Origin of the sequence: Marinobacterium rhizophilum (assembly GCF_024397915.1) — a bacterium.
Classification (GTDB): Bacteria; Pseudomonadota; Gammaproteobacteria; order Pseudomonadales; family Balneatricaceae; genus Marinobacterium_A; species Marinobacterium_A rhizophilum_A.
In genome coordinates this window covers 998204-1010304 of sequence record NZ_CP073347.1, presented here as the reverse complement: position 1 = coordinate 1010304, position 12101 = coordinate 998204, and the positions used below count along the sequence as shown (strand labels likewise).

At 59.3% G+C, this 12101-nt stretch carries 11 protein-coding genes and 1 pseudogene; 6 read left to right on the top strand and 6 right to left on the bottom strand.

Annotated elements, in window-relative coordinates; genetic code table 11:
- Positions 1-182: 182 nt before the first annotated feature.
- Genes edd through KDW95_RS04395 form a run of 4 tightly spaced genes read left to right on the top strand, consistent with a single transcriptional unit; the run spans position 183 to position 4730 of the window.
- Positions 183-2012, top strand: a complete 1830-nt coding sequence (edd, locus tag KDW95_RS04410; RefSeq protein WP_255855061.1) for a phosphogluconate dehydratase — start codon at positions 183-185, stop codon at positions 2010-2012.
- Entirely contained in the window at positions 2009-2971 is a 963-nt protein-coding gene (glk, locus tag KDW95_RS04405; RefSeq protein ID WP_255855060.1) for a glucokinase, read from the top strand. The genes edd and glk overlap by 4 nt, the downstream gene beginning before the upstream one ends.
- Positions 2972-2978: 7 nt before the next feature.
- Positions 2979-3848 carry a D-hexose-6-phosphate mutarotase gene (locus KDW95_RS04400; protein ID WP_255855059.1) on the top strand — a complete coding sequence of 290 codons (870 nt, stop codon included), beginning with the start codon at positions 2979-2981 and terminating at the stop codon, positions 3846-3848.
- Between the two features lie 3 nt (positions 3849-3851).
- A complete protein-coding gene (locus tag KDW95_RS04395) occupies positions 3852-4730 on the top strand; it encodes an aldo/keto reductase (protein ID WP_255855058.1) in 879 nt (292 codons plus the stop codon).
- A gap of 111 nt (positions 4731-4841) precedes the next feature.
- Here KDW95_RS04395 and KDW95_RS04390 read toward each other — a convergent pair whose 3' ends face one another.
- The gene (locus tag KDW95_RS04390) at positions 4842-5561 is read right to left on the bottom strand and encodes a DUF3047 domain-containing protein (RefSeq protein ID WP_255855057.1); all 720 of its coding nucleotides are present in this window, start codon (positions 5559-5561) and stop codon (positions 4842-4844) included.
- Positions 5562-5891: 330 nt separating this feature from the next.
- Here KDW95_RS04390 and KDW95_RS04385 point away from each other — a divergent pair, with 330 nt between their 5' ends.
- On the top strand, positions 5892-6323 hold the full coding sequence (locus tag KDW95_RS04385) for a VOC family protein (protein ID WP_255855056.1): 432 nt from the start codon (positions 5892-5894) through the stop codon (positions 6321-6323).
- A gap of 18 nt (positions 6324-6341) precedes the next feature.
- On the opposite strand, the gene KDW95_RS04380 is transcribed toward KDW95_RS04385, so the two are convergent.
- From KDW95_RS04380 to KDW95_RS04370, 3 genes are all read right to left on the bottom strand, one after another.
- Positions 6342-6569, bottom strand: a complete 228-nt coding sequence (locus KDW95_RS04380) for a hypothetical protein (RefSeq protein ID WP_255855055.1) — start codon at positions 6567-6569, stop codon at positions 6342-6344.
- Positions 6570-6615: 46 nt separating this feature from the next.
- A complete protein-coding gene (locus KDW95_RS04375) occupies positions 6616-6804 on the bottom strand; it encodes a hypothetical protein (RefSeq protein WP_255855054.1) in 189 nt (62 codons plus the stop codon).
- Positions 6805-6899: 95 nt separating this feature from the next.
- Positions 6900-8072 (bottom strand): MFS transporter, encoded by a 1173-nt coding sequence (locus KDW95_RS04370; protein ID WP_255855053.1) that lies wholly within the window; start codon positions 8070-8072, stop codon positions 6900-6902.
- A gap of 397 nt (positions 8073-8469) precedes the next feature.
- Here KDW95_RS04370 and KDW95_RS04365 point away from each other — a divergent pair, with 397 nt between their 5' ends.
- Positions 8470-9759 (top strand): tyrosine-type recombinase/integrase, encoded by a 1290-nt coding sequence (locus KDW95_RS04365; protein ID WP_255855052.1) that lies wholly within the window; start codon positions 8470-8472, stop codon positions 9757-9759.
- Positions 9760-9877: 118 nt separating this feature from the next.
- On the opposite strand, the gene KDW95_RS04360 is transcribed toward KDW95_RS04365, so the two are convergent.
- A complete protein-coding gene (locus tag KDW95_RS04360) occupies positions 9878-10123 on the bottom strand; it encodes a cation:proton antiporter regulatory subunit (RefSeq protein ID WP_255856469.1) in 246 nt (81 codons plus the stop codon).
- 60 nt (positions 10124-10183) lie between these two features.
- Positions 10184-11062: pseudogene (rimK, locus tag KDW95_RS04355) on the bottom strand (30S ribosomal protein S6--L-glutamate ligase); the annotation flags it as partial.
- Positions 11063-12101: the final 1039 nt, after the last annotated feature.

Below are 12101 nucleotides of genomic sequence, written 5' to 3'. Positions count from 1 at the left end.
AATTTTGTAAAACTTACGCTTTTAGTGGAAATAAATCAAACATTAAAATAAAAAATTGGTAAACTTACCAAAATTAACGAAGCCATAGCCTTTATATGGCTGCAAGCTGCAGATCTGGTGTCTCAGTTTGCCTTATATACGTAAAATTTCGAGCATAAGAAAACCCACTTTCAGGAGTTGCCATGCATTCCACCGTCGAGCAAGTCACCGCACGGATCATCGCCCGCAGCAAAGACAGCCGTGATGCCTATATCAGTCGCATGAAGGCGGCCGAGGAAAAGGGTGTGCATCGCAGCGCCCTGTCCTGTGGCAACCAGGCCCATGGCTTTGCGGCCTGCGGCGCCAGCGACAAGCAGGCGCTGAAGATGACCAACGCGGTCAATGTCGGCATCGTCACCGCCTACAACGACATGCTGTCGGCCCACCAGCCCTACGAAAACTACCCGGAAAAGATCCGTACCGCGGTACGTGAACTCGGCTCCGTCGCCCAGGTCGCCGGTGGCGTTCCGGCCATGTGCGATGGCGTCACCCAGGGGCAGCCCGGTATGGAGCTTAGCCTGTTCAGTCGTGATGTGATCGCCATGTCCACAGCCGTGTCGCTGTCCCACAACATGTTTGATGCCGCGCTTTACCTGGGAATCTGCGACAAGATCGTGCCGGGACTGCTGATGGGCGCACTGAGTTTTGGACATCTGCCAACCCTGTTGGTGCCAGCCGGCCCGATGCCCAGCGGCCTGCCGAACAAGGAAAAGGCCCGCATTCGCCAGCTCTACGCCGAAGGCAAGGTGGGGCGTGATGCGCTGCTCGATTGCGAATCCAGCTCCTACCACAGCGCGGGCACCTGTACCTTTTACGGTACTGCCAATACCAACCAGCTGGTTGTCGAGCTGATGGGGCTGCACCTGCCGGGTTCGTCCTTCGTCAACCCCGGCACGGATCTGCGTGATGCGCTGACTCGCGAGTCAGCTCGCCAGGCCGTGCGCATTACCGAGCAGAACGGGCGCTTTACGCCGCTGTACGAAGTCGTCAACGAAAAGACCATTGTCAATGGTCTGGTGGCGCTGCTGGCCACCGGTGGGTCGACCAACCACACCATGCACATGATTGCCGTGGCCCGCGCCGCCGGCATTATCATCAACTGGGACGATTTCTCGGACCTGTCCGATGTGGTGCCGCTGCTTGCCCGCATCTACCCCAACGGCGAAGCCGACATCAACCATTTCCAGGCGGCCGGTGGCACCTCTTTCCTGGTGCGCGAACTGCTGGCGGCGGGCTTTTTGCACGAAGATGTCGTCACCGTGATGGGCGAGGGCATGTCCCATTACACGCAGGAGCCCTTCCTCGAGGATGGCAAGCTGGTGTGGCGCCAGGGTGCGACCGAATCGCTTGACCCTGCCGTGCTGCGTGGCGCGGCCGAACCGTTCAGCTCCAATGGCGGCCTGAAGCTGCTCAAGGGCAACCTGGGGCGTGGTGTTATCAAGATTTCTGCAGTCGCGGCCGAGCATCAGCTGGTTGAAGCGCCAGCACTGGTGTTTGACGACCAGGATCAGGTTGCCGAGGCTTTCAAGCGCGGTGAACTGGAGAAGGATTTTGTTGCCGTGGTGCGCTACCAGGGCCCCAAGGCGATCGGCATGCCGGAGCTGCACAAGCTGACACCTTACCTGGGTACCCTGCAGGATCGTGGCTTCAAGGTGGCACTGGTGACCGATGGTCGCATGTCCGGCGCCTCCGGCAAGGTGCCTGCGGCCATTCACGTCTGGCCGGAAGCGGCGAACGGCGGGCCGCTGGCACGGGTACGCACGGGCGACCTGGTGCGTCTGGACGCGCGCAGTGGCAGCCTGGAGCTGCTGCTGGATGCCGCCGAGTTTGCTGCCCGCGATCAGGCGCCGGCCAGCGAAATGCTCGGTCATCACCAGGGTATGGGGCGTGAGCTGTTCGCACCGCTGCGCCAGAACGTGAATGGCGCAGAAGAGGGTGCCAGCATCTTCTTTCAAGAGGAGAATAATGCATGAGTGAGTATGCGCTGGTTGGCGATATCGGTGGCACCAATGCGCGCCTGGCGCTGGTGAAGCCGGGCCGCGTCGAACTGGAGCATATACGCACGCTGCCCTGTGCGGAATTTGACAACCTGGATGCCGCCTGTGATGCCTATCTCGCCGATGCCGGCGTGACTGGCGTCAAGCGGGCCTGCCTGGCGTTCGCCTGCCCGGTGCAGGATGAGCAGATTCGCATGACCAACAATCACTGGGCATTCAGCCGCTCGGCGATGCAGCTAACCCTGGGGCTGGACCAGTTCAGGCTGCTGAATGATTTCACTGCCATGGCGCTGGGCATGCTGCATGTGCGGCCCCATGAGCTGGTTGCCATCGGTGGCGGTGAAAGCCTGGCCGGCAGCGCCCGCCTGGTCATTGGTCCGGGAACCGGGCTTGGGGTTTCGGCACTGGTGCCCGCCGGGGATGAGTGGGTGCCGCTGTCAACCGAGGGCGGACATGTCAGCTTTGCGCCGACAGACGAGCTTGAGGTGGCCATCTGGCGCAGCTTGAGCGATCAGTTCGGGCGGGTCTCGGTCGAGCGGATTCTGTGTGGCCAGGGGCTGGTGAATCTTTACCAGGCGATTGCACGGTACCGCGCGTTGCCGGCACCCCATGCATACCCTGCTGACGTCACCGCTGCCGGGCTGGCGGGGGATGCCCTGGCCGAAGAAGCGCTGGCGCGGTTCTGTCGCATCCTCGGTGAGCAGGCCGGCGATGCTGTTCTGACCGTTGGCGGGCGTGGCGGGGTTTACCTGTGCGGTGGTATCCTGCCGCGCATTCAGAACTTTCTGCTGTCAAGCGCCTTTCGTGAAGGCTTTGAAGCCAAGGGGCGCTTTGCAGGCTACATGGCCAAGGTGCCGGTATGGCTCTGTACCGCCGAGTACCCGGGGTTGCTGGGTGCGGCGGCGGGGCTCGATAATTCGCTGGTAAAAGGATAAAGACAGCATGAACAAGGAACTCATGGCGCTGCTGCAGGCAATGCCGGATGGCATCCAGGATGCATCGCTGAATGGCTTTTCGCTGCTTCTGCTGCGTCAGCCCTGGGGGGAGCTGGTGCTGTCGCGCCAGGGCGCGCAGGTACTGCACTTTCGGCCCGCCGGTCGGCAACCTTTACTCTGGCTGAGCGACTGTGTGCAGCCGGCGCCCGCACCCATTCGTGGCGGTATCCCGCTGTGCTGGCCCTGGTTTGCGGCGCACCCGCAGGACCCGTCCCGACCGTTTCATGGCCTGGCGCGAACCGCGCTTTGGGATATCGAGGTGAAATCCTGCGATAGCAGGGGCGCGAGCCTCGTGCTGCAGCCTGAGGCCACGCTGGGTACCGGTCTGGTCCCCAGCGTGACGGTCGAGGTGATTGATCAGGCCCTGCAAGTCAGTATCGCGACCCTGAACGCGACCGATGCGCCTATACTGCTGTCCCAGGCGCTGCACAGCTACCTGGCAGTGTCGGACGTGAACCAGGTCGTGCTGGATGGACTGGATGGATGCGAATACCGCGACAAGCTGCAGGATGGCGCGCTCTGTCGCCAGCAAGGGCCGCTGCTGATTCGCCAGGCCACGGACCGCATCTACCGTCATGACACGGTCACACGGGTGCAGGATACTGGCGCGCAGCGCTGTCTTGGCATTGGCAAATTCGGCAGCGGCTCAACCGTGGTATGGAACCCCGGTGCGGCGGCCGAGTCCATCGCGGATGTGGGCATGGCGCAACAGCCGGCCTTTGTCTGCGTTGAGGCAGCCAACACCTTCGTCGACCCGGTTCAGCTGCTACCGGGCCAGCAGTACCGCATGGGAACCCTTATATCGATCCTGGAGTAGAGCATGGCAGAAGTGAACAGGGCGGTGGATGCGCCGCTGGTGCTGGGGATGATGCGTCTGCACGAGCAGAAATCGTTGCACGAGCCGGCACTGCTGGCCGGCTGGATTGAGCGGCGCCTCGAGCAGGGGCTGCATTGGTTCGATCATGCCGATATCTACGGTGACGGCCGCTGTGAGACCCTGTTCGGTGCCGCCCTGGCACAATCGCCGGCGCTGAAGTCCAGCGTGCGCCTGATCAGCAAGGCGGATATCATCCGGGTGCCGCGCAATAACTCGCCCTGGAATGTCACCCATTACGACAGCTCCCCCGATTACCTTGAAGCCTCGGTCAATGGCAGCCTGAATCGCCTGGGCGTCGAGCGGCTGGATATGTTCCTGCTGCACAGGCCTGATCCGCTGATGGATGTCGAACCCACGGCCCGGGCACTGGAGCGCCTGATGCAAAGTGGCAAGGTGGCGCAGATCGGCGTATCCAACTTCAATCCTGCGCAGTGGCGCCTGCTGCAGCAGGCGCTGGGCAGTCGCCTGAGCTGCAACCAGCTGGAGCTGTCGCTGCGCATGAGCGCGCCGCTGTTTAACGGCGTCAGCGAAGCCCTGCAGCACGACGGCCTGCAAATGCTCGCCTGGTCGCCGCTGGCCGGCGGCAGGCTTGAGGAGGAGGGGCTTGGGGTTCTGTTGCAGGAACTGGCCGCCAGGGTCGGTTGCGGTTCTGTTGGCCTGGCCATGGCCTGGTTGCGGCGCATCCCGGGGATGCCTGTACCGGTGCTGGGCAGCCTGAACGAACACCGCATCAATGATGCGCTGGCAGGCTGCCGCTACGAAATGCAGCGTGCCGACTGGTTCGCGCTGCTCGAAATGGCCCGGGGGCAGCGGCTCCCCTGAGCTGCCCGCAAAGCGTGCCGATCTGCTGTTCAGCCTTTGAATGCTTATCTAAAGCGTTGACTTTATACGGATATGTGGGAATAACAGGCTGGGTGGCTCTTTAGCCGTCTGCTAGGGCGCTACAGTAGCGGCCGCCGAGCCAAACCAGATATCACCATAGGCTGCGCTGGCAAACTGGCCGGTATTGTCGGTATCTGTCATCAGCGCCACGGCCGCCACCGGACCGGGTTCCGCGCCAAACAGGCGGCGGTAATCGGCACGCACATCCCGCGCTTCGTAACGCCACGTCCCCAGCTGCGCCTCGCCTGATTCCACCGCAATCATGCGGGCATTGCCTGTGTAGGCATTGGGCCATTCGCTGCCCGTCGGCTGGCTGCTTGACCACACATAGTTCAGCGCCCGGGCTTTCCAGAAAAACACACCACCGGAGAAAACCACATAGATACGCGCCGGGTAGTCGTCACCTGACCGGGTGCGCTCATCTGCGCCCTGGATCAGGCTGTCGACCTTCCAGGACCAGTTAAGCCAGGGCGTGGAGTTGAGGTCGACCTCGATCTTGCGAAACAGCCCGGATGCGCTGGCCTGGCTGTTTGCCCGGAGTACGGCGCCCTGTTCGGGGTCGGATTCGAGCTGGTACTCGGTTGTGCCTGAAAAAATTTCGGATTCCCAGTGCTCCAGTACGCCGGCTGAAAACTGACCCACCCCGATGGTTTCTGCCGCCTGCAGGGGAAGGCTGCACAGCAGCGCAATGCCGGCAGCCAGGGCGCGTCCAGGCGCTGCGCCAGACATGGCTTCTTCGTCAGCAGTGCGGGTCGATAAAAAATGATCCATGTAATCTGATACCCGTTAAAGACAGTGACTTGCCACCGCGGTGGCGGCTGCTGTGATGGCGTGGCGCGACAAAGAGGGGAGCTTTGCCGGCCAGGCTGCAGCCTTCGACCCGACAGGCTTGGCGTAGTGCCACTGGGTTGTACCAAAACTTTGTCGTAGCGCCATTTATTTGCATGCGGCCAGGGCTTGGGGTTGCAAGTTATATCCGGGGCTGGTGCGAGGGGGCCATAACAACTATTGTATGTGGGCAAAACCGGCGCTCACCCGACAGGGGTGGCTGATCTGTACCTGAGTTCAAAAACAATAATATTGCAGCCAGGCAGGACCCGCATGAACAGACAGAGTTTTATCAATCTGCCCGTGAAACACCTGGATCGGGCCATCGACTTCTTTACCCATCTGGGCTTCTCCTTTAATCCCAAGTTCAGCGATGCGTCGGCCACCTGCATGGTGGTGTCCTCACAAATGAGTGTGATGCTGCTCAGTGAAGCGCGCTTTCGAGCCTTTTCCCCCAAAAATATCTGTGACAGTTCAGCGTTTTCCGAAGTGCTGATATGCCTCACCTGCGACAGTCGCGCCGAGGTCGACGACCTGGTGGCAAGGGCGCTGGCGGCAGGCGGCCGGACCTACAATGCACCCCAGGATCACGACTTCATGTATGGTCACGGTTTTCAGGATCTGGATGGTCATATCTGGGAGCTGATCTATATGGCCCAGGAGCTTGTGCAGGAGCAGACACCGGCCAGGCAGCAGGTCGGCTAAAGCCGGCGCTGTCGCGAGCTAGCCTGTCTTCAGGTTGCTCCAGGCCTGATCGGCGTCGGCCTTGTAGGCTTTCCAGTCACCGTTAAGCCAGCGCTGGCGCCCGCGCTCGGCATAAAACAGGTGCAACTGGTCGCCGAAAAACTCCCACACGCGGCCGTCGGTCGCGATCAGGCCTTCCCCCAGGCTCAGGGCATTGGCGCAGTGGCCGTGGTAGGCCGGCAGGTAGCGCTGGGGGGGCGGCGGCAAACCGGTCCGCCGATGACTGGGAAGCAAAAAGCCAGCTGGCGCCATTTCATTGCACTGAAAAGCGTGCATCTCCCGAAACCTGTTGATGGCTTTGCCGTGTCGACGCCTGGTGATAGGCCAGGGTGTCATGACCGCCAATGGCGGTTGTATCCCCGAATCCGGTGCTGACGGCTTCGCCGGCGATGGCGCCGGTCGCGCTGACCAGCAAGAGCGCTATGGCAGCGAGTTTACGCACGTTGAGGTGCCTCCAGGAATGATTCAAGGGTTGCCACGCATTAAGACCAGCGACAGGGCCGTCGGGCTGTTTTGCGACTGCTCCGTAACCCGTGGCTAGTCGCGCTCGGGCCCTGGTCGCATGTCGAGGCGATCCCGTTTCACCAGGTCAGGAAACCACCAGGCCCAGAGTGCCACAATACCCAGGGTGCCGACACCCCCGACAATGATTGCCGGCACCGCGCCGAGCCAGGCGGCCAGGACACCGGATTCGAATTCACCCAGCTGATTGGACGTGCTGATAAAGATCGAGTTGACGGCACTCACGCGGCCGCGCATGTCGTCCGGCGTTTCGAGTTGCACCAGTGTTGAGCGGATGACGACACTGACCATATCGGCGGCGCCCATGATCAGCAGTGCCAGGATCGACAACCACAGGGTTTCGGACACGCCAAAGATAATGGTCATGACACCGAACACGGCCACCGCGACAAACATTTTTCTGCCGACGCTGTGTTCGACCGGCCGCCAGGCAAGGTAGACCGACATCGCGACAGCGCCGACCGCCGGTGCACTGCGCAGCAGTCCCAGCCCCCAGGGACCGGTTTCCAGGATGTCGCGGGCGACGATCGGCAGCAGGGCCGTGACGCTGCCCAGCAGTACCGCCATCATGTCCAGTGAGATGGAGCCGAAGATCACCGGGTTTTTCCAGGTAAAGCGCAGGCCGCCGAGCAGGGAGTCGAGGGTTACCGGCCGCTTCTCCCGCGCCTGGTGGCGGTAGTGCAGCTTGGCCAGAATGAGGGTCGATATCAGGCAGCAAACCGTGCTCGTGCCGTAGAGAGCGCCCGCGCCTAAGATATAAATGATGCCACCCAGGGCCGGGCCGATGATCGTCGTAGCTTCGCGGCCGGATGCGGTCCAGGTGAGTGCAGGGGCGAGGAGGTCGGCGCTGACGATGTTTGGCACCATGGCCTGGGTCGCCGGCATCTCGAAGGCTCTGGCGGTGCCAAGTGCGATACAGCAACCATAAATGATCGCCGGCGAAATGCTGCCCAGCACGCTGGTCACGGCCAGAACGGCAATGGTCAGGGTCATGAGCGACCGGGTGACGATCATGATGTGCAGACGGTTGTGGTTGTCAGCGACATGCCCGGCATAGAGCGTAAGCACCAGTTGCGGCAAATAGCGCGCAAGGCCGACAAACCCCAGGCTCAGTGCGCTGTCGGTCAGGTTGTAGATTTGCCAGCCCAGCCCGACCAGCAGCATCTGGAATGCAAAGGAAGAGGCCATTTGCCCGATCCAGAAACGCATGAAAGCGCGATGTGTGAACAATGAGCCCTGTGTCATGCCGGTGTCTTTCCTTGTCGATGTATCCAGGCAGGGTGGAAAACGTAGCGCCTGTGTCCCTTGTCGATAAGCAAGCGCGCAAGGGCGCCTGAAGCGATGCCGCATCAATACAGACGCGAGTTTACCGTCCTGGCCGTCTGCTTTCATTCAGATGAATGCCCGAGGCCGGCTTTAGTGTGTATTCATTCCTGTGATTAGCTGTTCGCATGCGGGCAATGGCGGCCAGGTCACCGCTAGCCTTTCGGATGAGCATGCACCGATAAGGATCAGAACGGTTCTCATAACATCCGCATAACTATATGATTTAATTGTTTTCTAATTTATCGATGCGGAAGTCTTAATGATCGAAATGCCACCTGCCATGCCGCTGTTCGACGGGGTTGCCTATGTGGAAGATGCCAATGCGCACGTTAACCAGTATCTGACGCGGGTAATGCTGGAGTCCGTGCCCGATGCGGGGTTCGTGTACGAGCTGGCGCTGGAGTGGCTACTGGAGCAGCGTCATAGCGAGAACAACTACAAGACCTACCGAAGTGAGCTGACCACCTTTTTGCAGTGGTGTTTCGATGTCGCCAAGATGTCTCTGGCAGACATGCGCCGCCAGCACATGAACCGTTATGTCGAGTACTGCATGCATCCGCCCGCCGAACTGATTGCGTACCGCAACGTGGCGCAGTTCGTCGTTTCCAGGGAACTGGACGAGCGCGTCCCCAATCCGCTGTGGCGGCCATTCCTGGGCAAGCGGGAACAGGGCGAAGCGCTGCCGTATCGCATTACCGAGAAGGCACTCAAGACCAAGCTGGCGATCCTGTCCTCCTTCTTTGCCTACCTGATCCAGGAGGAATATACCGAACGCAATCCAGCCCTGATGCTGATCAAGAATGGTCGTTACAAGGCGGGCCCTGATGGGGTGATGAATGCTGCCGAGGAGATGAAGGCCTTCACCGAGCTGCAGTGGTCCTACGTTATGGAAACGGCGGAGCAGCTTGCACTGGAAGACCCTGCGGAGCACCAGCGTACACGGTTTCTGATCAGCCTGATGTATGCCTGCTATCTGCGTATCTCCGAGGTCGCGGCGCGACCTGGATTTGCGCCGGTAATGGGGCAGTTCCGGCGCGACAGTAAAACCTCGGTCTGGCTCTATTTCATACCGCACAGCAAGGGAGGCAAGAAGCGCACGGTGGCGGTCTCGAAAAAACTGCTGAATGCACTCAAGCAGTACCGACGCTATCTGGGGCTGGATGATTTGCCGTCACCGGCCGACAATACGCCGCTGTTTATTCGACACCGCGCCGCAGGACGCGGGCGTGATGTGGGGCTGCTTAATGCGAATCTTGGGATCCGCCAGTTGCGCGAGGAAATCAATCATGTGATTGAACTGGCGGCGGGCAGGGCAGAGAAGGATGGTTTCGAGCAGGATGCCCGGGAGATGCGCGCGATGACGCCCCACAGCATTCGCCACACCGGTATCTCACACGATATCAATCTCAATGGCAGGCCATTGTCCCACGTCCAGGCCGACGCCGGACACGACAGCATTGAGACTACCTCACAGTATCTGCATACCAGCCGGGCAGAGCGGCATGAATCAGCGGCCAACAAGTCACTCAATCGCTTGCTGGGCGATTAGCTGTAAGCCAGGCCATAGGCATTGACACCGCCAAGGTCGCCAAGCTGCTATTCCCGGTAGCAAGGTTGTGAGGATAGCGAGCAAGATGAATCCATGAAATGACGAGGAGTTCTGGAAATCAGATGCCCGAATCCAATGGCTTGACCTTCGGTTTTCTTTTGCGCCTGGTGTTTGCCGGCACCAGCGTGCGCATGGAATCCAGTTTGCCGAAACAAAGTAACTTGTCTCCTGGCTGGAGCACGCGGGAATATTTTGGGTTCGGGATCGCTTTGGCATCCCTGTACAGCGTCAGCACGTTAATATCCTGCTCTAACAGCCCTGAATCCGTAATGGTTTTTCCTATGAATTTAGACTCCGGTGGCACATATATTTCGGCGACACCGTAGCCCCGACTTACCGTCAAGCGTTGTCGCACATCGATTTCGGGGAAATCTACCTGAGCCGCGATGTAATCGATGATAGCGCCGGCGATATCCAGCTGAGTGCAGTGTTCGATGCCTTCCAGGCCGGGGGAGGAGTTTACCTCCATAATCTGGGGGCCGTCCTTGCCTTCGAGCATATCAACACCGGCCACTTGCAGCCCTAGTATTTGTGCGGCCTTAACGGCGGTGTTTTTGTACTCTTCGCTTAGCTCGACAGCTTCAGCCACGCCACCGCGGTGCACATTGCTGCGAAACTCCTGTCCTTGCGCCACGCGACGCATCGCGGCAACCACGCGGTCACCGACAACCAGGGCACGAATATCTTTGCCTTTGCTTTCGGCGACAAATTTTTGTACCAGTACATTCTGCTTCTGGCTTTGAAGCAGCTCAATAATTGCCTCGGCAGACTTGGTTGATTCGGCCAGTAGGACGCCAATGCCCTGAGTGCCTTCAATTAATTTGATGATTACCGGCGCATTACCCACACGTTCTATGGCGGGGAGGACATCCTTTTTATCGCGCACGAAGTTGGTCTTGGGGATACCCAGATGATGGCGGCTTAAAATCTGCAAGCTCCTGAGCTTGTCCCGGGAATTGAGAATGCCGTGCGCCGTATTGGCACAATAAACATCCATCTCCTGAAACTGGCGAACAACCGCTGTGCCGTAGTAGGTAATGGAGGCGCCAATGCGGGGCAGTACCGCATCGTAATCGCTCAGCTGTTTCTGTCGATAATAGAGGTCGGGGGAGCCGCGATCGAGATCAATGGCAAACTTTAGCGTGTCAAGCACCTTAACTTTATGCCCGCGGGACTCGGCGGCTTCTTTCAGTCTGCGAGTACTGTAGGAATTGGGTCCGCAGGAGAGAATCGCGAGCTTCATAATATGGCCTAATAATTAGCCTGGTAGGGAGCTTAAGCATAGCAGAGCCAGGCTTCGCCTTGTGCGTTCACACGCCGAGCCTGATCTCAGGCGGTGAGGGCGAAACCAATTATTAGTGATGGGCAAGCTGGGCGCTGAAGGTGTAAGGGTGACTGAGAACGGCTGCCGGGCACTCTGATGGAGCGCCTCGTGGCTGCAAGGGCAGGGTGAAGCGTGTTTTGATACGTATCATGTATTATTTTGCCCGCCATAAGCCGCCGCGCAGTTTTGATAGCGCCTGATGCACATGCATCAATGCCGATAAATCACGTTATCGGCAACATGCAATAAGTATCTGTTATTATTGAATTAATTTTGATTTATGGGTCTCGAAAGGACTGTTTTCTGCTTGCTGATGCATGCCAGGCTCGCCCAGGGTTAGACTCCAGCCCCACTAGGTAAATGTTACTCGATACAACCATCTCCAGGTAAAACAGCCCAGCGGTACAGCGTCCCAGGGGCCTGCAGCGCCAGAACCGCTAACACCAGTTAAGCCGGAATGGTGTTGCGCAGCTGCCTGGGAGCTGCTCGGTGCCTGGAATTGCATCGAATCGATGCCAATAGATGTGATTTAGGGCAACTACAGGCTGGCCTTTTGGTGTTAGGGGTCCCGCATAGCAAGGGATTGCACCGTGCGTGGCCGAAATGCCGTATTGATCTGAAAACCGTGCAGAGAGCAAATCTTGTAAGTCAGGTTCTGATTAATCTCCATAGCGTCTCAGTGAAACGCGCAGTTCAGCAGGCCTGGTTTCCCGATGCTGAGTGCTGGTCGGGCATTGCTATCGGGTCGCTCATCACGGGCATGGCGCGGAAATTCCGTGCGCTGGATGCACTTGCCAGGATGCCTATCGAAACCCGAGATCTCAATTTATGGCTGAGTGCATCGATAGACAGCCACCGGCAGTAGCCACCGATTGGTCGGCAGCCATCTGTGCGCTACGTCGCGCTAGACGGAGTTGCGTACGCGAAAATGAAATCTTGGCGACTCTGCGCGCGAGCA